Here is a 26019-nt window from a genome sequence, read left to right on the forward strand (position 1 = left end):
GATGTTATAACATAACAATTGCAGTAATTGAAATGGATGCCACGGTAAAAAGTAAGCAGCAATCCAATACTGTGAGAGAAGGGTCTGCGATAGTGTGACTGGACTGCCAACTATAGGATACGCATGCATCTTCTGAAGATAATAAAAAAGGCCGCTGGTTTCAGCGGCCTTCGTTTTACTCTTTAGAAGCTATCCCAGAAGCCCAACTTACCGCCTCTTCCAGTGGCATTGGCTTGGCAAAGTAGTATCCCTGACAGATATCGATGCCACATTGTTCGACAAAGGCTTTTTCCTCAGGGGTTTCAATACCTTCTGCAACCAACGCGCAGCCGGTCACTTCACTGATTTTTGCCAGCAATTGGTACAGGTTCTGTCCGCGTTCTTCGTGGGTATTGAGTAGCAGCGAACGGTCCAGTTTCACCTTATCGAAATTGTATTTGAGCAGGTGAGGGAATGATGCATAACCAGAGCCGAAATCGTCGATGGCAACCGTTACACCAAGCGCCTGCAAAGCATCAATGTTTGCTGAAATCTGCTCGTGGTTTTCCAGAATGGCTTCTTCGGTGATCTCGATTTCCAGCGCGCTGGGTGAAACCTGATAGCTTTCCAGACGGCGTGAGATAAACCGGACAATAGACGGATCCGCAATGGTTTCCGCTGAGACGTTGACGCCCACTTTGCATCCGGCCTCAAGCGGCAATTTGTTCATGTCTGTCAGTACCAGTTCGATAACCATACGATCCAGTTGCTTGATAGCACCAAGCTGCATGAAGTCCTGAATAAAAACCGGCGGCATCAGGCGGCCTTCTTCATCCTTGTAGCGAACCAATGATTCAAATGCCAGGTGAGTGCTGTTTTTCAGGTGTACCTGCGGCTGGTAGAACATCACGAACTCACCGCTGCTCAGCATCTTGCTGACCCGGCGGCTGACATCGTGTTTGCTGATGTAACCCCGCATGGCCTGGCTCACATCACCGACAAAAGACTTCAGCGTGCTTTGTTCCAGCTCGTGCTTACGGAAGATAGAACGGGTATCCCCGCGAGCCGATGAAGAATAGTTAAGGTAGAACGGGCGGTAAATCATTACACCCATACCGATTACCACCATCTGCAGGATAACACCGCCAACGCTGTTGTTTGTTGCCAGGTATCCGCTGACAAACGGTGGGGTCATCCAGTCCACAATGGTGCTCACCGGATTCACAAGCCCTAAATACATCGCACTGTAGACCACGATAAAGCTTGCCAGTGGAACCAGTACAAACGGCACAATTAGCGTCGGGTTGAAGATAATTGGCAGGCCAAACAGCAGCAGTTCATTGATATTGAACATGACGAGCGGGATCGCTGACAGCGCCAGGGTCGTGTGCCGGCGATCTTTGGAAAACAGCAGGATACAGATAAGCAGCGCAAGCGAGTTACCTGAGCCGCCAATTGACATAAAGGCATCATAGAAACCCTGACCAAGAATGTTCAGGGGGGCATCCCCGGCTTGCCAAGCTGCAAGGTTCTGCTGGGTATCGGCAAATAACTGCTGTTTGGCAGTAAACAGGAAGTTATGGCCGTTGATACCTACCGCACCCAGTAACCCCAGTACCAGCTGGTAAGACAATCCACCACTGACAGTGAGCGGGTTAAGCACCATATCCTGCTGAACCAGCTTACTGCTTTCGATGACTTCGCCGGTAAGTTTGGCAAGTAACAGGGTCAGCAGCAAAAAGCCAAAGAAGTGTGCAACTTGTTTGTACAGGGAACTGACAAAGTCTATCCGCGACGGATCCAACGGATACAACCGGAACGATACGCAGCATCCTGCTGAAATAATCGCAGTCAGCAATGCCACCAATGGGTTGTTAGGCAAACCGGTATGGGGTGCGACCAGCCCGTTGGACAACGAAACGGCTATGAACATCACCAGTGCGTAAGGCACCACGACCATGGGGCTGACGTTATGTTTGGTCGACAGGTAATAAGTGGTGATGACAGACAGCGCCGTCGGGTAAATGCCAATCAGCAAATCTGAAAAGTAGAAGAACTTTTTCGCTATCTCCGGGAAGTCTGAGAAGTTCAGAAAGTGACCGACAAATACTGACATCGCGTTACAGATTGTCAGTGGCAGCAACAACAGGAAAACAATCGATATGTCACGAACATAAGTCTCGTAACTTGCTCTTAACGAAAGAGATTTCCACATAGATTATGAATTGACTTATATGAGCGGAAAATGAGCGCGGATTATATCCGGCGGATGCCTTTCGTCAATCTAATTCAGCTACTTGCCTATGTGTTTTAGTGCTTCTCTCACACTTAGTGATTTAAGGGGAATAGAAGCAGTGAGCTGCCTCACGGCGTGGGCGTCTGTCTTGGCGTATTCCCTTAATGCCCAGCCGATGGCTTTTTGGATAAAAAACTCGTCGGAATCCGCATTTTCCCGGATCAGCGCAGTAAGCAGCTCGACATCTGTTTCGTTGCTATATTTGAGTTGATACAGCAGGGTAGTGCGGCGCAGCCAGATGTTATCACTGTGTCGCCACTTTTCTATGCACTCCTTACCTTCTTCCGGATAGCGTTTAAAAAGTGTTGCAATCTGGCGTGTTGCCAGGGCATCAACCGTGTCCCACCAAGAGTGGGTAGTTATCAGTTGTTCGCAAAGCACAAAGTACGCCGGCGAATAGTGCCGCTTCATTCTGTCGAGCAAGTCGATAGCTGCATGATGGCACTCCCGATGAGGCTGATGCCACAGCGCGATAATGGTCTCTGTTGTACAAGGCAATCCATGCTCTGAGACAAACTCCCTTACAATCGCTTTCCGCTCCGGTGTTTTCACCCCGAAAAATTCAAACTTGTGCCGCAGATATTTTTTCATCGCTGCGGCGTTATCCGCATTTGATGCTTTGGCAATTTCAGCGGCCAGCCGGGTTTCGTAGTCGTCCATATGGGAGTCCGGTTATCGGTGTAGATAGATGATTGTGGATTAAGAATGGGGGGATTTGAAGGGGGCTGTGCGGGATTAGTTTGGTTTGGCGCCACAGCAAAATGGAACAGTGAAAATCTGATCACATCATAGGCACATTTGAGACTAAATTTCTCAAGAATAATAAATTACAACATCACAATTGGACGTATAAATAAAAATATAGATTTTCTTAGTTTAAGCTCCCGATTCCCTAATTTCCGTACGGCAAAGTACAATTCCTAATCTCCTGATTTTTTTGAGACTATGTGTTGTGTGGTTGTACGGGGACTCGTCGAGTATTCCAGTAGTGGTTAAACCTGATTTCAGATAAGTAAGTTGTTAGCTGGATAGAAACACAGCATAAAGGAGGAAAATTCACAGTGGAATCACGTATATTGAAAATAGTCGTTAAGCTGGGAGTTCCAGGTCTTGCCTTGGGGATTTTCTATCTTCTTTTAAATAGTTGGGGTTTTACCTTTAGCATAATAGGACCGACTGCAAGCGCTGCTATTGCTGCGTTGTTTATAGTAATCGTTGGTTTAATCACGTATTACGCTCTTAAAGTTTCAAAACAACGAAAAGACACACCTGATGATGTTCTAGGACGTTATGAAAATCTGAAAATTGGTCTAAGCTCTCCTTTTCAAAATGTTGAGCAGATTCAATTGATAGCCAATTCAAGTGATCCAAATCGAAAACGCTATTTACAAGAACTTAGTGGGGTCCCTTCTATCTCCTTCTTGGAAGTTGATGCTATCAGTGAGGCGCTTAAAAAACTCGACAGCAACAAAAAAGTAGGAGAATTATTTCAGTCTGTATCTCTTCGAGAGAAATTGAAAATCGTTGAAATGATTCCTGAGACCGAAGACCCTCTATTTCATCCAATAATGAGTGGATTGAAGTATTGGCGCTATGTAAATCGTAAGACACATCCTGATTACGAAAAAATCAACATCCTTCTAGGTAATGCAACAGTCCACCAGAGATTCACTCCCGAAGAGCAAAAACTTGCACAGGAAATTATAGCCGATGAACAGGGACGACTTGGGTTGTAGCGTGACCTGAGTTGAGTATGATAGTACCAGCCAAATAACTGCTCCTAATTGTGCTACATCTGGTATTTATCGCATTTTACCGAGCTACAAACCATGTGTCCTATGACAGACTTACATTTCAAAATGTTAGGCAGGTACTTATGCAATACCTTGGCAAACTAATGGGACACACACCCTAAGAAATTGACTGCTCAATTAATTTCACACTCTATTGCTATAGCTCGGACAATTTCAAGGACACCTTTGTTGCCTTAAATTAATGCGTTAGGGTGAAGGTATTGCTGTCATGAATACATACTGCTATGACCGTTGCCCGTAAATATCAGATTAGTCTTGAAGCCACACCTTACTATCACTGCGTTTCTCGTTGTGTCCGGCGTGCTTTTCTGTGCGGAACGGATGAATATACGGGCAAAAGTTATGAACACCGGAAAGCATGGATAGAAAACAGAATTCACCAGCTTTCCACTGCTTTCGCCATCAATATCTGTGCCTATGCGGTGATGAGTAATCATTACCATCTGGTTTGTCATGTAGATAAAACCAAAGCTTTGAGTTGGAGCCGGGAAGAAGTCATTGAACGTTGGCGCGCTTGCCATAAAACCCTTCCTGTGATGGTTGAGCGTTTCCTAAGTGGTGAGGCTCTGGGTGAAGCACAGATGATGCTGGTTGATGAGACGGTTGAGAGCTGGCGGAAACGGCTCTACAGCCTCAGCGAGTTTATGAAATCCCTCAACGGTGATATCGCTAAACAAGCCAATCAAGAGGACAAATGTACCGGCCACTTTTGGGAAGGACAATTTAAAAGCCAGGCGCTTCTTGATGAAAAGGCGTTAGCGGCTGCCATGGCATATGTGGATTTAAACCCAGTCAGAGCAGGCGTTGCCAAAACACCCGAAACGTCACCGCATACCTCAGTCAAACGGCGTATTCAGTCTCTTAAGGAAAATCAGCAACAGCCATCCTGCCTGCATCCATTTATTGGAAATCCGGGCAATAAACTGAAAGACGGTATTCCTTTCAAGTTACTTGACTACCTTGAGCTTGTGGACTGGACAAGCCGCCAATGGCGGGATGACAAAGCCTCGGTGTCCTTAGCGCTCCCCGGTCTTTTGGTACGAGTAGGTCTGGATGCAGAGGAATGGCTCGAAGTGACTGCGACATTAGAGCGGCAAGACAGTCAGTTAGTTGGCACACCGTTGGCTATTTCCGAAGCGCTTCCATCCCTCAATCGAAAACGCATTCGCGGTCGAAGACTCGCAGCATAACCGCCTGAAATCACCTCAACTCTATAACTGCCATATTTGGCGATTGCCGTATGCCTGAAACTTGCTGAGACCTACGGGCAAGGCAAAGATTTGCAAGAATTCCATCAGGTTGTTTTAAAGGGGGCAGCATTGGGGCTATACATATTGTCATTTATGACTCTGTAACTTTGTAAGGTGTGTGTCCTATTAAGTCCGCTAATTTCTGATGGGCATCGTCCATTTCTTGGAAGCATCCTGGATCGCTAAGAAGATCACTTTCCTTGCCGACTCGTCAGTCGGGAACAACTTACGTTTTTTGATGGCCTTACGGATAACGCTGTTGAGGGACTCAATCGCGTTGGTAGTGTAAATCGCTTTTCGAATGTCCTCCGGATAATTAAATAGGGTATTAAGATTCTCCCAGTTCGCTCTCCACGAGCGGCTGATTTGTGGGTATTTAGCGTCCCAACGTTCAGAGAACGCATCCAACGCCAGTAGTGCATCATCTTCGGTCGCAGATTGATAAATTCGTTTAAGGTCAGTGGTCACTGCCTTGTAGTCTTTCCAAGGAACATACCTGACCGAGTTGCGAACCATGTGCACGATACAGAGTTGGATTTGCGTCTGTGGGTAAGCGGCATTAATGGCATCAGGGAAGCCCTTGAGGCCATCGACACAGGCTATCAGGATATCTTTCACTCCTCTGTTTTGCAGTTTGGTCAGAACGTTTAACCAGAACTTGGCCCCCTCGTTTTCGGACAACCACATGCCGAGCAGTTCTTTCTGGCCTTCCATATTCACACCGAGCGCAAGATAGACTGACTTGTTGATGACCTGTTTGTCCTGCCTTACTTTGACGACGATGCAATCAAGATAGACGATGGGATACACAGCATCTAAAGGGCGAGATTGCCACTCTATAACCTGTTCAAGCACCGCATCTGTCACCTTGGAAATCAGCGTTGGTGAGACATCCGCGTCATACATTTCTTTGAAGGTGACGACGATTTCCCGAGTAGTCATTCCTTTGGCATAGAGGCTGAGGATTTTGTCATCCATCGACTGGAAACGAGTTTGATGCTTGCGGACGAGCTGAGGTTCGAACGACGCCTCTCTGTCCCTTGGTACATCGATCGGCAGCTCGCCGTCATCGGTGATAATAGTTTTGGATGAATAGCCGTTGCGGCTGTTAGTGCTGGGTTTTGGGGCATGTTTTTCGTAACCAAGGTGGTCGTCCAGTTCTGCATTTAGGGCAGTTTCGACGGTCACCTTGGTTAACATTTTGCGGAAATCCTCAAGATCAGATTGGGACTTGATGGATTTAGCGGCTTCACGAGCAAACGCTTCAAGTGCTTTCTTGTCCATGCTGTCTATCCTTAGCCTTTAGGCTGAAGCTTAGACAATTACACAGAATTCAGGACAGTCTCGGTTACTTTGTAGTGGTCATCTAATTCCGGACACTTTATTTAGGTGTTGAACAAGCCCGTCCTCTATATAAGTAAATTACTCGGATTCGTACAGGAAGGTAGGTCGCCCCTATCAGAATGACTGGTTAGCGCTGAAAGTGACATTAATCATTAAGAGACACTTACCATCCATTCTTTGCCAAAACTCAGCTTATGCGAAGCGTGTGGCTGAGAACATCGACTCTAACTAACTTTTTGTCCAAAAGTAAGCTAAACCACCATCCATCCAACCAACCATCTTGATTCCCAATAGACAGGGAAGTGGGCAAAACCCACTTCCCGGAATTTAATTTCCTACGCCCCTCACGCCGCCTGCGAGAAGTGCTTGCCCAGCAGGGCGTGGTAGAAATCCTTGTCTGACAGTACGCCAACAATCTTGCTTTCATCCGAAAGCAGTACCGGTTGGCCGGTGTGGTAGCGGATTTCCAGTGCCTGTCGCATAGAAATATCGACGGGTGTAACCACCACGCAATCCGGTTTCAGGTTGGCAATATTTTCACCTTCATTCCAGTGGAGCAGTTCCAGTGCTTCACCCTGTCGGCTGGCTCCCAGAATTTCGCCGTTACCGTTGGTGGAAAGGCATGTCTGCTCATGTTGGTTCAGTACCAGCATGTCATCCAGGCGTTCCAACTGGGCGATATCTGTCATCAGTGAACGGCCGCGCAAGACATTGAGCGGGTTGGTGTGGGAAACAAAATCCTCAACGTATTTGTTTTCCGGCCGAAGTACGATGTCTTCCGGGCGTCCATGCTGGATGATTTTGCCCGACTCCATAATGGCGATATTAGTGCCGATTTTCAGGGCTTCATCCAGATCGTGGCTGACGAAAAGGATGGTTTTGTTTAACTGGCGTTGCAGCTCAATCAATTCATCCTGAAGCTGGGCGCGGATCAGCGGATCCAGTGCCGAGAAGGGCTCATCCATCAGCAGGATATCGGTATCCATTGTAAATGCACGGGCAAGGCCGACACGTTGCTGCATACCGCCGGAGAGCTCATGCGGGAAAGAATCCTTCCATTCTGACAGCCCGACCATGTCGATTTTTTCCATTGCACGCTTGCGCCGTTCCGGCTTGGGAATGCCCTGCATTTCCAGACCGAATGCGACGTTATCCAGCACGCTAAGCCACGGCATCAGGGCAAATTTCTGGAATACCATGGATACACGTTTGGAACGAAGGTGGCGAAGCGTCTCTTCGTTACAGGTGGCAAGGTCCACCATCTGGTCGCCGTCGCGGACTTCCAGAGAGCCGCGGGTAATCGGGTTCAACCCGTTCACCGCTCTGAGCAGTGATGACTTCCCGGAGCCGGACAGCCCCATAAGTACACAGATTTCTCCCTGTCGAACAGAGATAGAGGCATCATGTACCGCGACGACATCGCCAGATTGATCGAGGATATCCTGACGGGTTTTGCCGCTGTCCAGCAGTTCAAGTGCTTTGTTAACGGTAGAGCCGAATACGACGTCGAGGTTTTTTACGGTTACTGCATCCATAATTATCCCTCCTTGTTCTGGCTGGCAGGGGCTTTACACAGGCGGTCGAGGATGATGGCAACCAGTACGATGGCGAGGCCAGCCTCAAAACCCTGTGAAATGTTGACGGTATTCAGTGCCCGGATAACAGGTTTGCCGAGGCCGTCAGCACCAACCAGTGCCGCAATCACCACCATGGACAGTGACAGCATGATGCATTGGGTAATGCCCGCCATAATATTTGGCATGGCCGCCGGGAGCTCGACTTTCAGTAGCAGTTTGGTTTGGGTTGCACCGAACGCTTTACCAGCTTCAATCAGCTCTTCCGGTACGCTGCGAATGCCGAGGTAAGTCAGTCGAATTGGGGCGGCAATGGCAAATATGATGGTGGAAATCAGGCCGGGTACCACACCAAGGCCAAAGAGTACCAACGTTGGGATCAGGTACACGAAGGTTGGGATGGTCTGCATCAGGTCGAGAACCGGTCGCATAAAGGTATACAGCCACGGGCGGTGGGCAGCTAGGATGCCGATCGGTACGCCTATCATGACTGACAGGGCCGTGGCGGCGAGTACCAGCACAAAGGTTTCCAGCATTTCATCCCAGTAACCCAGGTTCAGGATCAGTAGCAGGGCTGCCACGACAAAAATGACAAGCGGAATGCTGCGGTGCAGGAGCCACGCAACGGCTGCCGTCATCAGAATAGGCAATGCCGGTGGCATCCATTTGAAGGTATCCACACCAATGAGAATCAGCCACTCAAGCGAGAGTGAGAGGGCATCGAAAAAACCGGCTGCATTGGTGGTCAGCCAGTCTACGAATGACTCCATCCAGCTTCCGAGTGGAATTTTATTATCTGTTATCCAGTTCATGTGTACTCCATAACCTTTCCGGGTGGAAAACTGCCCACAGTGTGGGCAGTCCCGGAAGCTTAGATATTCAGATAGGATTTAACCGCCGGGAGGGCATCCTGCCCATCCAGGGTTTTTACACCTGACAGCCATTGATCAAGCACGGCCGGGTTGGCTTTCAGCCAGGCTTTTGCCGCTGCATCTGGCTTCTGGCCCTGGTTAAGAATGGCGTCCATCACCTCGTTTTCCATTTTCAGGCTGAATTCGAGGTTTTTCAGGAGTTGACCAACATTCGGGCAGTCTGCCGTGTAGTTCTGGCGCACGTTGGTGTAGACGCTGGCACCGCCGTAGTTGGGGCCAAAGTAGTCATCACCGCCGTCAAGGTATTCGATTTCAAAGTTGCTGTTCATCGGGTGAGGAGCCCAACCGAGGAAAACAATCCAGTTGTCACGGCGTACTGCACGTTTTACCTGTGACATCATGCCGGCTTCACTGGACTCAACGAGGTTGAAGCCTTTCAGGCCGAACGCATTTTTGTCGATCATGTCCTGGATCAGGCGGTTGCCGTCGTTACCCGGCTCAATCCCATAAATACGGTCTTTGAATTCATCTGCGTATTTGGCGATATCTGCAAAGGTCTTTACGCCGCCATCGAAGGCATATTTTGGTACAGCCAGGGTGTATTTAGCGCCTTCCAGGTTTGCGCGAACCGTTTCAACGGTACCGGCGTCACGGTATTTCGCGATATCGGCTTCCATGGTCGGCATCCAGTTGCCAAGGAAAACATCAACATCGCCGTTTGCCAGCGAGGTGTAGGTTACAGGGACAGAGAGTAACTGGGTGTTGGTCTGGTAACCCATGCCTTGAAGCACTTCACTGGTCACTGCTGTGGTGGCAGTGATGTCGGTCCAGCCTACATCTGAGAACTTTACAGTTTCACATTGGTTGGCCATCGCCGAAGCGGAGGCCAGACTGGCGGTCAAGATCAGGGTCGCAGTGGCCAGACTGTTGGTTTTCTTAAGGTTTTGTACCTTATCCATGTCAGGTTCCTCTTCCTTTTTTGTTTGCCTGCTAGGCAGTGAACCGGTTTCCCGGTTGTTACGCGGTACGCCGTCACTGGCATACCGCTTACGAATGTTCGGGGTCTTTACGCTGTTTTTGTTTCTCCGGCTTCCGGCAGATTTGGCGAATGTCCCTGGCGCTGGCGGGTTTGCCAGTGCTCATCCAGCCAGACGTCTGCGTTTGAAGCAGGAAGCGGCTGTTTGCCAAGGATTAAGTCTGCTGCTTTCTCACCGACCATAATCGTTGGCCCATTCAGGTTGCCATTGGGGATGGTCGGGAAAATTGACGAGTCAACCACGCGCAATGATTCAATCCCGCGTACCCGGCACTGGCTGTCGAGTACCGCCAAGGGGTCGTTGTCTGCCCCCATTTTGCAGGTGCAGGATGGGTGGTAGGCGCTTTCGACGTTTTCACGTACCCATTGGTCAATTTGTTCGTCAGACTGAACGAGAGGGCCGGGCTGGATTTCACCGTCGCGGTATTGCGCCATCGCCGGTTGCTCAAGGATTTCACGGGTCAGGCGGATACAGTCGCGCCAGTCCTGTTTGTCCTGCTCAGTGCTGATGTAGTTGAATTGAATGCCCGGCTTGGCCTTCGGATCGGCTGAGGTTATCCAGACTTTTCCGCGGCTCTCCGGTTTGTTCGGGCCAACGTGCACCTGGAAACCGTGGCCTTTAAATGCAGCCTGGCCGTCGTATCGCATTGCGGCAGGCAGGAAATGGTACTGAATGTTTGGCCATTTTAATCCGGCGCGGGAGCGGATAAAGGCACAGGATTCAAAATGGTTGGTCGCGCCAAGCCCGTCTTTAAACAGGATCCAGCGCGTACCGATCAGCCCCTTGCTGATAAGCCCAAGTTTGCCGTTCAGGGTGATGGGTTGCTTGCAGTGATACTGGAAGTAGACTTCCAGGTGATCCTGGAGGTTTTCACCGACGCCGGGCAGGTTATGGACAACGGGCACTCCGGCTTTTTCCAGCACGTCAGCCGGGCCAATGCCGGAGAGTTGCAGGAGTTGGGGTGAACCGATAGAGCCGGCACACAGCACAACTTCTGTCGAGGCAGTTGCTTTTTGAATCTTGCCATTCACTTCGAATTCAATACCGACAGCCTTTTTGCTTTCCAACAGAACCTTGCGTGTCAGGACGCCGGTTTTCAGGGTCAGGTTGGGGCGTTTCATGGCGCGGCGAAGATAGGCATTGGATGTTGAGGCTCGAACGCCTTTATCTACCGTCATATGCATGGGGCCAAAGCCTTCCTGACGGTAGCCGTTATAATCCTGGGTTTCCGGGTAACCGGCCTGCTTTCCGGCATCGATAAATGCCTGGTACAGGGGGTTCAGTTCCATGTGGTTGCCGTTGCAGGTGCCCACAGGGCCATTTCCGCCACGGTATTCATCTTCCCCGCCTTCCCAGGTTTCTGCGCGTTTGAAGTAGGGCAGGCAGTTGGCATAGCCCCAGCCGGCTGCGCCATGTTCTTCCCATTCATCAAAGTCACAGGCGTGGCCTCGCACGTAAACCATCCCGTTGATGGATGAGCTTCCACCCATCACTTTGCCGCGAGGGCAATGCAGTTTACGGTTATCGAGGCCTTCTTCCTCAACGGTTTCAAACTGCCACGCATACTTTTCGGTATTCATGGGGTAAGAAAGGGCAGTTGGCATCTGGATAAAGATGCTGCGGTCTGTTCCGCCGGCTTCCAATAACAGCACGTTGTGTTGCCCGCTCTCGGTAAGGCGATCTGCAATTACGCAGCCTGCTGAACCGGCACCGACAACAATGTAATCAAATTGCAATTCCTTCACCTTGGTATCCTCTTCCTGTGTTGCTCTGGTGAATGTCCTTTTCTCTTGGCGTTTTCGTTTTTATAAGCTCATCAAAGGAATCAGTACGGGCTTTCCAAATCACCCAACTCAATGTAGACACTCTTGGTCTGGGTGTAGTGATTCAGCGTTTCAATACCGTTTTCACGCCCAATACCGGACTGTTTGTATCCACCGACCGGCATTTCGGCAGGGGAGGCACCCCAGGTGTTGATCCAGCAAATACCGGCTTCCATGCGGGCAATAACCCGGTGTGCGCGGGAAAGGTTGGTGGTGAACAGGCCGGCGGCAAGACCGAAGTTGGTGTTGTTGGCGCGAGCGATAACGCTTTCTTCATCGGAAAATTTCAGTACAGACATTACCGGCCCGAAGATCTCTTCGGTGACATTTGGCATGTTATCGGTGCAGTCAGCAAAGACAGTGGGCTGAACGAAATTGCCTTTGTCCAGGCCGTTTTCGGTGACTCGTTCCCCGCCACAAACCAGGCGGGCACCGGCATCTTTGGCCTGCTGAATATACTCAAGCACTTTTTCCATATGCCCGGCGGAAATAAGTGCACCAATCTGGGTGGCCGGATCGGTAGGGTCGCCGATAACCAGTTTTTCTGTACGAGCCTTTAGGCGGCTGAGGAACTCGTCGTAAAGTCTTTCATGAACAAAGACCCGGGTACCATTGGTACAGACTTCGCCCTGGGTATAGAAGTTAGCCAACATCGCTCCGCTGACGGCGTTGTCGAGGTCAGCATCTTCGAACACAATCAGTGGTGACTTTCCACCCAGTTCCATGGTGACTTCTTTAAGAGATCCGGCTGCGTCGGCCATCACCTTCTTGCCGGTACCGCACTCACCGGTGAAGGAAACCTTGGCGATTTCGGGATGGCGGGAGAGCATCTGTCCTACGCGATAGTCACCCTGGACGACATTGAAAACGCCGTCAGGTAAACCGGCTTCGGTAAAGATTTCCGCCAGCTTCAGCGCAGTAAGCGGGGTTTCTTCAGAAGGCTTGAATATGAGGCAGTTTCCGGCCGCGAGGGCCGGGCCGGATTTCCACATGGCGATTTGTACCGGGTAATTCCATGCCCCAATACCGGCGCAAATACCTAACGGCTCGCGGCGGGTATAGAAGAATTGGTTTTGGCCCAGAACCTGCTGCTCGCCATGAAGGGAAGCGGCGAGTCCCGCGTAGTATTCAATGACATCGGCACCGGTAACAATGTCCACACAGTCGGCTTCCTGAATCGGTTTCCCTGTATCGAGCACTTCGAGCATTGCCAACTCATCGTTTCGCTCCCGAAGAATTGCTACGGCACGGTTGAGGATGCGGCCACGTTCGGTGCCGGTCATTGCTGACCATACCTTGAAGCCTTTCTTTGCAGATGCCACGGCAGCATCGACGTCGGCTTGTGATGCCTGCTGGATATTGGCGATGACTTCGCCGGTTGCCGGATTCCGGGTTTCGAATGTTTCACCGGAAGTGGCCTGATGATACTGTCCGTGAATATAGAGTTTCTGCGTTTCCATTTGGCTAAAACCTTCAATTAATGTTTGGTCGTAGTTGTCCCGCACTCTGCTGAGGCGAGTTGTTTGTCGAGATAGTCCTGGATGACACTGACAGCAACATCTGCTTTGATCCCTTCCGGGTTGAGCGCGCCGCGCAGCCAAATGCCATCAACAAGTGCGGCTATACCTTGTGCAACAAACTCGGCGTGTTTGGCTGGAAGCAACTTCTTCAATTCGATTTTCAGGTGTGTCAGCAATCGCAGTTCGTTCACGCGCTGCAGACGAAAAAGCATGGGGTCATGCATGGCTAGGGACCAGAACGCCAGCCAGGTTTTTACTACTTTGCTGTTAACCTGACGGGAGTCGAAATTACCTCCCACTATCGCCATTACCCGGCCTTTCACATCCTCTTGCGGAATGACGCTTAACCGCTCCTGGACACCTTCCGAAAGTTGCCTTAATACCGAACGCATGGTTTCTTCGAGCAGGCCGTGCTTGCCGCCAAAGTAGTGGTTGATGATGCCTGGGGACACGCCGGCCTTGCGGCTAATCAACGCCACGCTGGCAGCAGCAAGGCCAACATCGTCGATAACGGCCATTGTGGCGTCGACGAGTTGGGGCTTTCTGATTTCCGGCATTCCTAGCTTCGGCATTCATCACCTCTTTTTTTAATTGAACGTTCAATTAAAAATATAACCAAATTGTTGCATTCTTGTCAAAAATGTAGAGCTAAATGCGTTCTGTTTTTGTTGCTATTCCTTTTAAGGCATTGAATAAAGGAGATTTTAGCTATCTTTCGTTGGGCGTATTGGTACTGCTGGGTGGTGTTAATGGTTAGAGTACAAAACAGTTTGGCTTAACCATTGTGTAACAACCTTTTCAGGCTACGCGATGCAGGTGTGTGATGACATGCTGTTTTGCGACGGGAAGCGTTCAAAAATCGTCACTATTTTTGTGGGTTGACCTATTCAGACGCTTTGTTTGGGAAAATTAGGAAAGGCATGTCAGTAAAAAGTGGGTTATACATTGATATCCTCATTTTGTGATCACAGGCAATTACCCTGAAAACAAACGAGAAGAAAGAAGAGTGCTAAGTTTTTATGTGATAATCAGAATCCCATCAGTGTTGGAACGGAAAAGAATAAGCAATTAAGAAGTCGGGTAATTATTTGGTTTAAAGTTAATTTTTCTTCAGTATTTTCATGAATAAAATTTCGGATTCAATAAATATTAAGTAACTCAGCGCGTTGGATGATCCTGGTTTTTTGTTTCTAATAAATTTCAGTTCTATTGTCATTCTCGTTTGTATAACACTTTTCTCGTCTGTTGCTCTGTTATCGTCCGGAATTAGGACGTATTTATCTGACGAATTTCACTCTGCTGGTAACCATTTCTGGTTGTGACATGGCGAGAATTGAAAGAGAAACACGGCCTGTGATGATTTCCGCAAACTCATCATTATTTTCATTTGAAGAGCTTGCGAGAGTTCATTTTGTTCTTTTCCAACTCAATATTCATCTGATCTTCTCTTTCCTTTGTTTGCCTTTCCGGTCTTTCTTCTACCCGTGACGCTATCGTCACAGGATCGTTAGTGCAAAAAATACCCTCATACAACAGGAGCATGTTTGCCTGTCGGAGTACAGGGCTTTACCTCTGAGCGAGCCGGTGGAATCACCGCTTGAGGTCAAGGTGTGTTTTCAGAGCGTTGACCCTCTTTCGAAACACACCCTGGGAAAAACAATTACAAGTCTGACTGGAGGTTTTATGAGAACGGATATTCCACCCAATGCACGGGCTCCGCATTTGTGGGAGGCGGTAATGTCGCTGCTTTCCCTTGTTGTGGGAATCAGTATTTCTATCGTGCTATATGGGTTAGATCCGCAGGTACCGATGTTACTCGGGGTGTTTGTCGCCAGTATTGTTGCGCTGAGGTGCGGCTTTAGCTGGAAGGATGTGCAAAACGGGATGGTGCAGGGGATTGCCAATGCCTTACCGGCAATGATCATCCTGATGTTGGTGGGTACCTTGATTGGGGTGTGGATACTGGCCGGGGTTGTACCTACGCTGATCTACTACGGTTTGAAATTGCTGGCCCCCGAAGTGTTTTTGCCAGTGACGGTGATTATCTGCGCTATCACATCGCTGGCGACCGGAACCAGTTGGGGGACAACCGGTACTATCGGCGTCGCACTGATGGGCGTCGGTGGAGGGCTGGGGTTTCCGCTACCGCTGGTTGCAGGCGCTGTGCTGTCCGGGGCATATTTTGGTGACAAGATGTCACCGTTGTCTGACACAACCAACCTGGCACCCGCGATGGCCGGGACTGACCTTTTTACCCATATTCGCCATATGGCCTATACAACGGGTGTAACCATTACGCTGACGCTGATTATCGAAACGGTTATAGGCCTGCGGTACAGCGATACAGGCAGTGACCTTGAACGTATAGAATCCATCCTGACAACGCTGGAAAATACCTTTGTTATCAGTCCTTTTCTTTTCCTTCCGCTTGTTTTGGTGCTGGTGGTTTCTTACAAGAAAATGCCTGCTATTCCGGGAATTGCCCTTGGGGTAATTGCCGGTGCCATTTGTGCTGCGGTGGTACAGGGGGCAAATTACGATGCCATCGCCCATGTGGCATTTGGTGGTTACGGAGCAGAAACCGGGTTCGAAGACGTAGACTCCCTGCTGTCACGTGGAGGGCTGGATTCCATGATGTACACCATCAGTATCATCATTGTGGCGATGATGTTCGGCGGGGTGATGGAGCGGACCAACCAGCTCAAGGTGATCGCAGACCGGATTCTCGCAGCCGCGAAGTCGACCGGTTCACTGATTGTCTCAACTGTGCTGACATCGATTGGCGCCAACCTGATTCTCTGTGACCAGTATATGGCGATTGTGATGGGGGCAAGGACTTATGCGCAGGCCTATGAGGAAAGAGGGCTGGCACCTGAAAACCTCTCCCGGGCCGTGGAAGATTCGGCAACTGTTACAGCTAACCTAGTGCCGTGGAATTCAGGTGGTGCTTACCAGGCGGCAACCCTCGGTGTGGCGACCATTGCCTACCTGCCTTTCAACTTCTTCTGCTGGATGTCGCCCATTGTCACCATCATTTTTGGCCTGATGGGTTGGACAATTTGGAAGCGTGAGCCGGAGAAAGAGAAAAAGGCTGAGCTTCAGGAAAGTTAAAAATACGGCACCCATCTAGGGTGCCGTATTTCTTTCTAATGTCAGCCAACATACCCAAATTGCCTCGGCATATAAAGGATGAGATCAGGGAACATGATCATAATCATCAATGAAACCAATAAAATAAGAATAAAAGGTATGACCTGACGGACGATGCCAGCTAACGGAATTCCGGTTGTACCATTTATCACAAACAATAGGATGCCGTAAGGTGGGGTAATCAGCCCTATCATCAGGTTGACTACTGTGACTACGCCAAAATGAACTAAATCTATTCCCAATTCCCGACATGCCGGAATAAAGAGAGGGACAACAACCAGAATCACTGTTGTAGCATCTAACAAAAAACCAAGCGCCAGGTAAATGAGGTTAACAATGAGCAAGAATGCCAGAGGGGAAAGATCCATAGCCTCAATAAATCCGGCAATCTGGGTGGGTACATTCTCTGTCGCAATGATGTAATTAAATATCAGGGCAGAGCCGATGACCAATCCGACCGAAGCGGATGATAAGGCACTTTCTTTCAGAGCATTATAGAGTTCTGAGAAACTGATTGAGCGATATACAGCGGCAGCAAGAAAGAGTGCATAGGCCGCTGCCACCGCTGCAGCTTCAGTCGGGGTGGTAACCCCACCATAGATACCGTATAGCAAAATTGCTGGCATCATTAGGGTGGGCAGTGCCCTGATAGTAATGCGAGGCAATTCTTTTGCAGGTGTTTTTGCTTCCCTGACAATATTAAGCCGTCTTGCCTGATAACTGTTCATCATCATGAGCGCCGCCCCCATTATCAGTCCCGGAACCAGGCCTGCGATAAAGAGGTAGCCGATTGACGCCCCCGATATCAACGCATAGATAACCATGGGTATTGAAGGAGGAATGATAGGACCAATGGTTGCTGAGGCGGCGGTAATGGCTGCAGCGTAGTTGGCCGGGTAGTGCCCGTTTTTGGTCATCATATTTATGATGACGCGTCCAATGCCAGCTGCATCCGCCACGGCTGAACCTGACATTCCAGAAAATATAAGGCTGGAAACAATATTTACATGTCCGAGCCCCCCTCTTAGGTGCCCGACAATGGCGACGCAAAATTGAAGTAATCGGTCCGAAATGCTTCCCGCATTCATGATGTTGGCTGCAGCAATAAACAGCGGCACAGCAAGAAGGATGTAACTGTTATAAAACCCCTGAATGATCTGTTCACCTGCAAGGGCCAAATCCTGACCGCTGACAGACAGGTAAACAATAGCGCCGACAATCATAGAGTAGGCGACAGGTGCCCCGAATGCTGCCAGTACAAACACCGTCAGCAGGCATAAGGACAGAGCGATACTCATTATTTCACCTGTTGGTTTTCAATTTGTTTTTCGTTTTGAGGTCGAATGGCAAGGTATATCGCCCAACCACAGCGAAGGATGATAGCGCCTAAGAAGATGCCATAGATGCTGAACACATAGTCCAGCCGTATTTTGAGGATGGCACTTTTCTTAATTTTATAGAATGTTATGTAATCCCAGGTAGGTAAGAAACTGGCTGCGAATCCAACCAGAACGGCAAGCGATGCGATGAGAAAAAAAACCTTCTGAACCTTTTTAGGTGCGTGAAGGTAAATCATATCGAAGCGAATATGATCCCTGTCTTTCAGGCAGAAAGCCCCAGCCCAGAAAATCAGCCACAGCCACAACATAAGGTTAACTTCTTCAGTCCATCCTAAAGGGTGGTTGAGTACATAGCGAAAAAATATTTGTGCGCAAAAAACGGTAAACATAGCGGCCAACATAGTGACCGCAATGCTATCAACCGCTTTCCTAAACCAATTCACAATTCGTGTCACGGTTTACTCTCACAGGCTGTTGATTTTATCCAGCAGGCCCTCTGGCCAAGCTTTTGAAAGATCTGACTTAAGGTATGCTGCCTGGACATGTTTGCGGAATGCATCAACATCTGGCGTATAAACTTTAAGTCCCTGAGCCTTGAAGAAATCTGCAAGCTCTTCTTCTAATGCTAGCTGGTTTTGACGGCCATATTCAGCTGCTGCTTCAGCTGCAGCCTGTAACTGATTTTGCTGTGCGTCTGTCAGGTCATCGTAAACTGACTTGGAAATTGCCAGATAGTTGAGGTCGACTAGATGGCTTGTAAGTACGATCTGTTTTGTGACTTCGTAAAATTTGGCGTCTTTGTTTGTCGGCAGAGGGTTGTCCTGCCCATCAACTGCACCTGTTTGAAGGGCTGTGTAGACTTCAGTAAATGCCATTGGTGTTGGGTTTGCACCAAGTGCTTTTCCAAGGAATTGCCATGCCTCTGAGCCAGGCATACGCAGTTTTACGCCCTCAAGATCGGCTGGGGCCATTACTTTGTCTTCTGTACGAAGGTTCAACTGACGGCGGCCCATATACATGACCGTTAACAGCTTCACATTCAGAGTTTCTTCGACCTTCTGCTTTAACGGCTCCATAAAGTCAGCGTTAAATACGGCCACTTGGTGTGCCGCGTCTCTGTGCATGTATCCTGCAGAGAAAATGGAAAATTCTGGGATAAACTCCGCCAGCTCTTGGGCGGAGGTAATGGTCATATCCAGATTTCCCCTGGCGATAGCTTCGAGCTCTGTTCCTTGCTTGAACAGAGAGGCATTCCAATGGGGTTCGAAGGTTGCAAAACTGGCTACACCAGGTGCAAATTTCTCAAGAAGTGCAACAGCGCGCTGATCTGTTTCGGAACTTGTTGCAGATAAGCGCAATTTAACGTCTCCGGCCTGAGCCAGCGAAGTTGCTCCAAGAGTAAGGGTCAGTGCGGTAGCACTGAGCAAGCGTTTAATGTGCTTGCTCACTGCCATTTTTATCGTATTCATTGGGTCACACTCCTTTGCGTTTTTTCCAGAATTCGCTGCTGTCCGTGTTCAGTACAAGCACCGTGCATTGATTAATAATTGCACACGGGTTTTCAAATTTACAACCCCTAATGTTAAAAATATGTTTATTTATTTAAAATGTCACCTATATTTAAAAATGGATGACAATATTGTTTTCGTGTTGCTATGAACAGGTCTCAAGAATATACTTGCTGGAAAATTGACCAGTGTCTTTTTCGGTCCTGTGTCGGTATATATCTAAGGAAATATAGGTAATTCAATGGGATTGTACGAAACATTGCGTTCTGACATTTTGATGGGCGTTTTTGAGCCGGGAAGTAAGTTGAAGATGGAAACGCTCAAGGAACGTTACAAAAGTGGAGTGAATGTGTTAAGGGAAAGCCTGGCCCGCTTATCCAGCGAGGGACTGGTTAATTCAGAGGGGCAAAAAGGCTTCAGCGTTGCACAGTGTTCAATCGAAAGGATGGAAGAACTCACACGGCTTAGGGTTCTCCTTGAGTCAGATGGCGCAAGGCAGTCGTTTGCTAAGGGTGATATGGAGTGGGAAAGTAATCTGGTCGCCGCTCACCACAAACTGGTGCATATAGAAGGTAAAATGCGACAGGATACAGAAGCGCATTTCTGGATGTGGCACCAGTGTGATTATCAATTTCATGCAGCACTTATTGCGGCGTGTGGTTCAACGTTGCATATGCATTACCACCGGCAGATTTACGACCAATTCAGGCAGTTCGTGGTAGCAGAAATTAAAACTAATGGTTTTCGCGGCACTGATATTGTTGATGAGCATGCATTGATTATGGAGGCGGCACTTTCCAGGAATATTGAGGCTTGTGTTTCTGCTCTTGAAGCTCATTTAGGTGGGTTTGTCATGAGACTTAAAAATCAGACGCTAACTGCAACCCAACGTTGAGTTGTATTAGGTACTAAAGAACAAGTCAAAATACAGGGTTGCCTGAACTTTAGCTGCTGGTAACAGCGGCATCACTACAAACAATTACGAAAGTACAAATTTAATTTGGGTGAATATGCCTAGGGTTTCGCTCACTCTTTTTTCAGCCTGAGCGAGTGTATCGGAGTAAGAGGTTAAGGGTTTATGGATAAACTCAACATCGCAGTAGTCGGAGCTGGACTCATTGGGAAAAGTCACATTCATCTGTTGTCGGATAATCCGGATAGTCAGCTTGCAGCAATCGTTGAGCCATCACAAAGTGGTTTTCAGATTGCGCAAGACTTGGGTGTGCCATGGTACCTAAGTCTTGACGATATGCTTAAGACCTTCTCTCCTGATGGTGTGATACTGGCCACACCGAATCACTTGCATGTAGAGCAAGCAATCCAATGTATCAATTCAGGTATTCCGGCTCTTATAGAAAAGCCTGTAGCGCACTCAGTTTCAGAGGGGAAAAGGTTAAACGACCTGCTCGTGAAATCTGATGTTCCTTTATTGGTTGGTCACCACAGAATGCATAGCCCAATTATTTCAAAAGCTAAAGACGTCATCCAAAGTGGCTCCCTTGGTGATCTGGTGGCAATTTCTGGCAGCGCTTTATTTTATAAACCGGATGACTATTTTGTGGCTGGTTCGTGGAGAACCCAGCCCGGTGGTGGGCCTATTCTCATTAACATGATTCATGACGTGGGTAATCTTAGGTATCTGTGCGGGGAAATTACAGCTGTCCAGGCGATGTCCTCAAATGCACGCAGGGGATTTGATGTGGAAGATACTGTGGCAATGGTATTTGCATTTGCGAATGGTGCATTGGGGACTTTCACTCTGTCTGACACTGCGGGTTCAGCGCAAAGCTGGGAGCAGACCTCACAGGAAAATAAGGCGTATTCCACCTACGAAGATGAAGATTGTTACCACATTGCAGGAACCAACGGTTCTCTGTCGGTTCCTACATTTCGACTAAAACGGTTTGCAAATCCAGAGGAGCGCTCATGGTGGAAGCCATTTGAAAGTTCAGTTCTGGACTTTGAGCGAGGTGACCCCCTTCTCGCGCAACTTTTTCATTTCTGCCAGGTAATACGGGGTGACGCTCGCCCTTTAGTAAGTGTATGGGATGGACTGCAAAACTTGCGAGTGACTGATGCGATTGTTAAAGCCGTCAGTACCGGAAGAACTGTCAAAATTGATGAAATTCTATAAAGGAGTAGACCGTGGCATCAATCCTCGTTTTGAATGGTCCAAATTTAAACCTTCTCGGGTTGCGTGAACCTTCGACTTATGGAACAGCTACGCTTGCGGACGTTGAATCAATCTGCCGGAATACAGCAGAAAGGCTCGGTTTTTCCGTTGAATGCCAGCAAAGCAACCACGAAGGTGTATTGATAGATGCACTGCATGATGCTGGCAGGAGAGTAAAAAGCGGTGAGTTAATTGGGGTGGTTTTTAACGCTGGTGCATTTACTCACACTTCTATTGCCATTATGGATGCTATCAAAGGCGCTGATGTTCCTGTTATAGAAGTACATATCTCTAATGTACACCAGCGGGAGAGTTTTCGGCATCATTCATACCTTTCGGCAGTAGCTGCAGGCATTGTGGTGGGTTTTGGTATTGATGGATACCGGCTAGCAATTGAAGGGTTGGTTCAACAGAAAAGGTGTGAACAATGATCTACTCAATCGCAACGGTCTGCCTATCAGGTACATTGCAGGAAAAAATCGAGGCGATTTCAAAAGCGGGATTCCGGGGCATAGAAATATTTGAAAATGATTTGATAACCCACAATGGTTCCTTAGATGAAATTCGGCTGATGTTGGACGACAACGGATTGGAGGTTGTGACGTATCAGCCACTAAGGGATTTTGAAGGGATGCCGGATCCGTACCGGAAAAAAGCATTTGACCGGGTTGAACGTAAGTTTGACGTCATGGAGAAGTTGGGTACGGATCTTCTTATGGTATGCAGTAATGTGTCCCCGTATTCACTTGGGGGAGTGCAACGTGCTGCTGATGACTTCCATGAAATAGGAGATCTCGCTGCGGCGCGCAATATGCGCGTTGCTTATGAGGCGCTGGCTTGGGGAAGGCACGTTTATGATTATAGGGATTCATGGGAGATAGTCCGACGGGCAAGTCATGAGCATGTTGGCTTGTGCCTCGATACTTTCCATATATTTTCCCGTGGTACCGAGTTGGACACCATGCTGAATATTCCAGGTGACAGGGTGTTTCTTGTTCAGGTTGCAGATGCCCCCAGCCTTTCTATGGACCATCTTAGCTGGAGTCGCCATTACCGCTGTTTCCCTGGTCAAGGAGATTTGCCCATAGCAAATTTTGTGAACAACTTGCATGCCACCGGTTATGACGGGCCTTTTTCTCTGGAAATTTTTAATGACCAATTCCGATCAGGCTCCCCAGAAAAAACAGCAGTAGATGGATACCGTTCATTGGTGTTTGCAAACAACAGTACGGAACCAGTCAATCAGGGAAAAGGCGGGGTTCTTAATCCCGTAGTACCCCCATCAGAAGTTCAGTTTATTGAATTTGCACTGAATGTTTCTGAAAAGCACAGTTTAACAGCCTTACTTGAAAAGTTGGGCTTTGAGCATGCCGCTACCCATAAAAAGAAAGCGGTTGAACTGTGGCAGCAAGGTAATGTGAAGCTGTTAATGAACCTTGAGCCGGACAGCTTTGCCCAAAGGTATCATGAACGTCACGGTGTATCAGTTTGTGCTGTTGGCCTTAGTTGTGACAATGTGCCTCATTTGGTCAGCAGGGCAGAAATGCTCCGTTACCCTCCGGTTTTCGGTAATCCAGCAACTGACACGCATGGATTACCTGCTATTCATGGGCCAGGAGCAAGTCTCCTTTACCTGGTTGATAAAGCAGATTATCCGGCACATTGGGAACGGGAATTTAACTGGCACAGAACCGGGAATATCAGTGCGTACGTATTGGGTGTAGACCATATTGCAACCACAATGTCTTACGAGGAAATGCTTCATTCTGTACTGCTATACCGTTCCATGTTCAATATGGACGCGAGTCCAAGTGTTGACGTTTCTGACCCCGGAGGACTGGTTAAAAGCCAGGTTATGCAGACGCCTGATAAGGCAGTGTCGTTCACTCTGAACAGTACACAGGCGCCCGGCACTGTGTCTAATCGTATTCTTAACCGGTACGCAGGTACAGGTGTTAATCATATTGCCATCAGTACAGCTGATATTTTTGCTTATGCACAAGCAATGGAACAGCTTGGGCTGGAGACCATGCCTGTTACCGAAAACTATTATGATGATTTGGCTGCGCGCTTTAGCCTGTCCAATGAGGTATTGAGCCGGATGAGGCATTCCAACATCCTTTATGATGAAGATGAACATGGTGTATTTTTCCAGTTATACACCACGTTGTTTGAAGGGCGGTTTTGTTTTGAAATAGTACAGCGCAATGGATACCGGGGATTTGGTGCCTCGAATTCTCAAATGCGAATGACTATGCAAGCTAGAGAGCTTGAAAGGGGCAAATAAGGTTGGAAAGGGGGAAATAGGACTCAGTCTGAAATACCCCTAAACTTTCGGGGTATTAGCGGGATAACGTTAGGTTGTTTGGGTATAGTGACATTTTAGTGTCTGTCTTTTTCAGAATCGATTGATGCCATCAAGTCTGCATTGTAGCGGGTTCCAATTACCGTCTGCTCATTAATCAAGGCATTCAGTTTTTCCAAGACATCCTCGCTGAGCCGGATACTGGCCGCTCCGGCATTTTCCTTCATATATTCAATGTGCTTGGTTCCCGGGATAGGAATGAGCGATTTATTCCCGGTGCTGTTTTTTTGTTCCAGCAACCAAGCAATGGCGAGTTGTGCCATGGTGCACTTCAATTCTTGTGTTATTTCCCCAAAGGGTTTAAGCAGTTTGCTGTTTTCTGCAAATGCTTTTGGTTCAAATCGCGGTGAGGCGTTGGTTCGGCGAATGTCATTTTGAGAAAAGTGGGTCAGATCCTGAGCCTTGCCGGTGAGAAATTGACGACCAAGCGGTGAAAAGGGAACAAATGCAATACCAAGTGCTTCACACGTAGCCAGCATTTTTGTTTCGGGCGTTCTGCTCCATAGAGAATACTCAGACTGAACCGCGCCAATACGGTGGACTTTATTCGCTCGGGTCAGGGTATCACTGGATACTTCAGACAGCCCGATTTCCCTGATTTTTCCTTCCTCAGCTAATCGGCCCAATTCTCCCACGCTTTCTTCAACCGGTACATTTTTGTCTAGGCGGTGTAGATAGTACAGGTCGATGACATCGGTTTGCAGCCGTTTCAGGCTGGCTTCACATTGACGACGGATAGTCTCAGGCCTACCGTCTATAGCTTTATTCCCATGGTTATCCCGGAACAATCCGCATTTGCTGGCTAATACGTATTCATTCCTGCGCTTTTTTAAGGTATTGCCAATGAGGGTTTCATTGTGACCACCCCCGTACATCGTTGCCGTATCAAGAAACTGATAACCTAAATCGAGGGCCATATGCAGGAGACGGGAGGATGTGACATCGTCACCCCTTCCGTAACCGCCAGACATATTCATACAGCCAAGGCCAATGGCAGAAACTTCCAGTGTACCAATTATTCTTGATTCCATTTTTCCAGTTCTTTCTCTATTTGATCCAATATTTTCATGGCAGGAAGTGCCTGCCGGACGCTGGCATTAGGCTCTCGTCCTTCCCGGATTGATGCGAAGAATTCCCGGTCCTGAAGTTCAATACCGTTCATTGAGACATCAACCTGACTGACATCAACCGGCTCTTCATAACCATTCACCAGATCATCGTACCGGGCGATGAAAGTTCCATTATCGCAGATGTATCGGAAAAAAGTGCCCAATGGGCCGTTATTGTTGAACGAAAGTGACAGAGTGCATAGCTTTCCTGATTTGGTTTTTAGCCCAATGCTCATATCCATTGCAATGCCTAATCCGGGGTGAACCGGACCCTGCATGGCCTGAACCTGAACAATGTCTTCGCCGGTCTGGTAAGCGAAAAGATCGACAGTATGGCACGCATGGTGCCATAGGAGATGATCTGTCCAAGAACGGGGTTGTCCAAGGGCATTCAGGTTTTGGCGCCGGAAAAAATAGGTTTGCACATCCATTTGTTGAACAGAGAGCTCCCCGGCAGTAATTTTGTTGTGTAGGTATTGATGGCTGAGGTTGAAGCGTCGAGTATGCCCCGCCATGGCTACCAGACCAGTACGCTCCTGGACACTACAGATCTTTTCAGCGTCCGACAAAGAGTCTGCCATGGGAATTTCCACCATAACGTGTTTACCTGCCTCCATCACCTGAATAGCCTGATGGGCATGGATAGGGGTAGGAGAGGTAATAATGGCCGCTTCAACACCGGGTTGGGCAAGTGCTTCATCAAGATCCAGCGTCCAATGGGGAATGCCATACTTTTCAGAGGTGGAAAGCGTGGACGATTCAATGCCCCCGGCTAATGAAACCACTTCGACATTCTCTATATTTTGAATAGCATCCAGGTGTTTGTGGCCGAATGCGCCTTCTCCAACCATACATATATTCATTT

At 48.4% G+C, this 26019-nt stretch carries 21 protein-coding genes; 7 read left to right on the plus strand and 14 right to left on the minus strand.

Translation table 11 applies throughout. The features are described 5' to 3' along the window. Window positions 1–175 precede the first annotated feature (175 nt). Together NF212_RS23160 and NF212_RS23165 are read right to left on the minus strand one after the other, a co-directional pair. Window positions 176–2194 carry an EAL domain-containing protein gene (locus NF212_RS23160; protein WP_434361290.1) on the minus strand — a complete coding sequence of 673 codons (2019 nt, stop codon included), beginning with the start codon at window positions 2192–2194 and terminating at the stop codon, window positions 176–178. Between the two features lie 78 nt (window positions 2195–2272). Beyond that, window positions 2273–2935 (minus strand): DNA alkylation repair protein, encoded by a 663-nt coding sequence (locus tag NF212_RS23165; RefSeq protein ID WP_434361291.1) that lies wholly within the window; start codon window positions 2933–2935, stop codon window positions 2273–2275. A gap of 401 nt (window positions 2936–3336) precedes the next feature. Here NF212_RS23165 and NF212_RS23170 point away from each other — a divergent pair, with 401 nt between their 5' ends. Together NF212_RS23170 and NF212_RS23175 are read left to right on the plus strand one after the other, a co-directional pair. Next, window positions 3337–4011, plus strand: a complete 675-nt coding sequence (locus NF212_RS23170; RefSeq protein WP_434361292.1) for a hypothetical protein — start codon at window positions 3337–3339, stop codon at window positions 4009–4011. Between the two features lie 302 nt (window positions 4012–4313). Further along, entirely contained in the window at window positions 4314–5279 is a 966-nt protein-coding gene (locus tag NF212_RS23175) for a transposase (protein WP_434361293.1), read from the plus strand. 195 nt (window positions 5280–5474) lie between these two features. Here NF212_RS23175 and NF212_RS23180 read toward each other — a convergent pair whose 3' ends face one another. From NF212_RS23180 to betI, 7 genes are all read right to left on the minus strand, one after another. After that, window positions 5475–6623 (minus strand): IS256 family transposase, encoded by a 1149-nt coding sequence (locus NF212_RS23180; protein WP_434361294.1) that lies wholly within the window; start codon window positions 6621–6623, stop codon window positions 5475–5477. 404 nt (window positions 6624–7027) lie between these two features. Next, window positions 7028–8218 carry a choline ABC transporter ATP-binding protein gene (gene choV, locus NF212_RS23185; RefSeq protein WP_434361295.1) on the minus strand — a complete coding sequence of 397 codons (1191 nt, stop codon included), beginning with the start codon at window positions 8216–8218 and terminating at the stop codon, window positions 7028–7030. A gap of 2 nt (window positions 8219–8220) precedes the next feature. After that, window positions 8221–9069, minus strand: a complete 849-nt coding sequence (choW, locus tag NF212_RS23190; protein WP_434361296.1) for a choline ABC transporter permease subunit — start codon at window positions 9067–9069, stop codon at window positions 8221–8223. Window positions 9070–9128: 59 nt separating this feature from the next. Beyond that, window positions 9129–10001, minus strand: a complete 873-nt coding sequence (locus NF212_RS23195) for a choline ABC transporter substrate-binding protein (RefSeq protein WP_434362973.1) — start codon at window positions 9999–10001, stop codon at window positions 9129–9131. 194 nt (window positions 10002–10195) lie between these two features. Further along, window positions 10196–11911, minus strand: coding sequence for a choline dehydrogenase (gene betA, locus NF212_RS23200; protein ID WP_434361297.1), 1716 nt, complete (start codon window positions 11909–11911; stop codon window positions 10196–10198). Window positions 11912–11991: 80 nt separating this feature from the next. After that, entirely contained in the window at window positions 11992–13449 is a 1458-nt protein-coding gene (betB, locus tag NF212_RS23205) for a betaine-aldehyde dehydrogenase (RefSeq protein ID WP_434361298.1), read from the minus strand. Between the two features lie 17 nt (window positions 13450–13466). After that, entirely contained in the window at window positions 13467–14081 is a 615-nt protein-coding gene (betI, locus tag NF212_RS23210; RefSeq protein WP_434361299.1) for a transcriptional regulator BetI, read from the minus strand. 1111 nt (window positions 14082–15192) lie between these two features. Between betI and nhaC the strand changes: the two genes are divergently transcribed. Further along, window positions 15193–16620: a Na+/H+ antiporter NhaC gene (nhaC, locus tag NF212_RS23215; protein WP_434361300.1), complete on the plus strand. Its 1428-nt coding sequence runs from the start codon at window positions 15193–15195 to the stop codon at window positions 16618–16620. Between the two features lie 41 nt (window positions 16621–16661). On the opposite strand, the gene NF212_RS23220 is transcribed toward nhaC, so the two are convergent. Genes NF212_RS23220 through dctP form a run of 3 tightly spaced genes read right to left on the minus strand, consistent with a single transcriptional unit; the run spans window position 16662 to window position 19468 of the window. Then, window positions 16662–17957 (minus strand): TRAP transporter large permease, encoded by a 1296-nt coding sequence (locus NF212_RS23220; protein ID WP_434361301.1) that lies wholly within the window; start codon window positions 17955–17957, stop codon window positions 16662–16664. After that, window positions 17957–18454, minus strand: coding sequence for a TRAP transporter small permease (locus NF212_RS23225; protein ID WP_434361302.1), 498 nt, complete (start codon window positions 18452–18454; stop codon window positions 17957–17959). The genes NF212_RS23220 and NF212_RS23225 overlap by 1 nt, the downstream gene beginning before the upstream one ends. A gap of 9 nt (window positions 18455–18463) precedes the next feature. Then, a complete protein-coding gene (gene dctP / locus NF212_RS23230) occupies window positions 18464–19468 on the minus strand; it encodes a TRAP transporter substrate-binding protein DctP (RefSeq protein WP_434361303.1) in 1005 nt (334 codons plus the stop codon). A gap of 280 nt (window positions 19469–19748) precedes the next feature. Between dctP and NF212_RS23235 the strand changes: the two genes are divergently transcribed. The 4 genes from NF212_RS23235 to NF212_RS23250 all read left to right on the plus strand — a co-directional run bounded on the left by NF212_RS23235 (window position 19749) and on the right by NF212_RS23250 (window position 23967). Then, window positions 19749–20402: a GntR family transcriptional regulator gene (locus NF212_RS23235; RefSeq protein ID WP_434361304.1), complete on the plus strand. Its 654-nt coding sequence runs from the start codon at window positions 19749–19751 to the stop codon at window positions 20400–20402. A 183-nt stretch (window positions 20403–20585) separates the two neighbouring features. Beyond that, entirely contained in the window at window positions 20586–21641 is a 1056-nt protein-coding gene (locus tag NF212_RS23240) for a Gfo/Idh/MocA family protein (RefSeq protein WP_434361305.1), read from the plus strand. Window positions 21642–21652: 11 nt separating this feature from the next. Beyond that, the gene (gene aroQ, locus NF212_RS23245) at window positions 21653–22111 is read left to right on the plus strand and encodes a type II 3-dehydroquinate dehydratase (RefSeq protein WP_434361306.1); all 459 of its coding nucleotides are present in this window, start codon (window positions 21653–21655) and stop codon (window positions 22109–22111) included. Further along, a complete protein-coding gene (locus tag NF212_RS23250) occupies window positions 22108–23967 on the plus strand; it encodes a bifunctional sugar phosphate isomerase/epimerase/4-hydroxyphenylpyruvate dioxygenase family protein (RefSeq protein ID WP_434361307.1) in 1860 nt (619 codons plus the stop codon). The genes aroQ and NF212_RS23250 overlap by 4 nt, the downstream gene beginning before the upstream one ends. Before the next feature lie 95 nt (window positions 23968–24062). Here NF212_RS23250 and NF212_RS23255 read toward each other — a convergent pair whose 3' ends face one another. Continuing rightward, window positions 24063–25076: an aldo/keto reductase gene (locus NF212_RS23255; RefSeq protein WP_434361308.1), complete on the minus strand. Its 1014-nt coding sequence runs from the start codon at window positions 25074–25076 to the stop codon at window positions 24063–24065. After that, window positions 25061–26017, minus strand: a complete 957-nt coding sequence (locus NF212_RS23260; protein WP_434361309.1) for a Gfo/Idh/MocA family oxidoreductase — start codon at window positions 26015–26017, stop codon at window positions 25061–25063. Before NF212_RS23260 ends, NF212_RS23255 begins: the two co-directional genes overlap by 16 nt. Window positions 26018–26019: the final 2 nt, after the last annotated feature.

Source organism: Parasalinivibrio latis, assembly GCF_036825535.1.
GTDB lineage: Bacteria > Pseudomonadota > Gammaproteobacteria > Enterobacterales > Vibrionaceae > Parasalinivibrio > Parasalinivibrio latis.

Coding starts and splice junctions, on each gene's coding strand:
- NF212_RS23250 (WP_434361307.1), top strand. CDS start 22,108: ATGATCTACTCAATCGCAACGGTCTGCCTATCAGGTACATTGCAGGAA.
- betI (WP_434361299.1), bottom strand. CDS start 14,081: ATGCCGAAGCTAGGAATGCCGGAAATCAGAAAGCCCCAACTCGTCGAC.
- NF212_RS23195 (WP_434362973.1), bottom strand. CDS start 10,001: ATGGCCAACCAATGTGAAACTGTAAAGTTCTCAGATGTAGGCTGGACC.
- NF212_RS23180 (WP_434361294.1), bottom strand. CDS start 6,623: ATGGACAAGAAAGCACTTGAAGCGTTTGCTCGTGAAGCCGCTAAATCC.
- NF212_RS23255 (WP_434361308.1), bottom strand. CDS start 25,076: ATGGAATCAAGAATAATTGGTACACTGGAAGTTTCTGCCATTGGCCTT.
- NF212_RS23260 (WP_434361309.1), bottom strand. CDS start 26,017: ATGAATATATGTATGGTTGGAGAAGGCGCATTCGGCCACAAACACCTG.
- NF212_RS23175 (WP_434361293.1), top strand. CDS start 4,314: ATGACCGTTGCCCGTAAATATCAGATTAGTCTTGAAGCCACACCTTAC.
- NF212_RS23240 (WP_434361305.1), top strand. CDS start 20,586: ATGGATAAACTCAACATCGCAGTAGTCGGAGCTGGACTCATTGGGAAA.
- choV (WP_434361295.1), bottom strand. CDS start 8,218: ATGGATGCAGTAACCGTAAAAAACCTCGACGTCGTATTCGGCTCTACC.
- NF212_RS23165 (WP_434361291.1), bottom strand. CDS start 2,935: ATGGACGACTACGAAACCCGGCTGGCCGCTGAAATTGCCAAAGCATCA.
- NF212_RS23220 (WP_434361301.1), bottom strand. CDS start 17,957: ATGAGTATCGCTCTGTCCTTATGCCTGCTGACGGTGTTTGTACTGGCA.
- NF212_RS23160 (WP_434361290.1), bottom strand. CDS start 2,194: ATGTGGAAATCTCTTTCGTTAAGAGCAAGTTACGAGACTTATGTTCGT.
- dctP (WP_434361303.1), bottom strand. CDS start 19,468: ATGAATACGATAAAAATGGCAGTGAGCAAGCACATTAAACGCTTGCTC.
- choW (WP_434361296.1), bottom strand. CDS start 9,069: ATGAACTGGATAACAGATAATAAAATTCCACTCGGAAGCTGGATGGAG.
- NF212_RS23235 (WP_434361304.1), top strand. CDS start 19,749: ATGGGATTGTACGAAACATTGCGTTCTGACATTTTGATGGGCGTTTTT.
- betB (WP_434361298.1), bottom strand. CDS start 13,449: ATGGAAACGCAGAAACTCTATATTCACGGACAGTATCATCAGGCCACT.
- nhaC (WP_434361300.1), top strand. CDS start 15,193: ATGAGAACGGATATTCCACCCAATGCACGGGCTCCGCATTTGTGGGAG.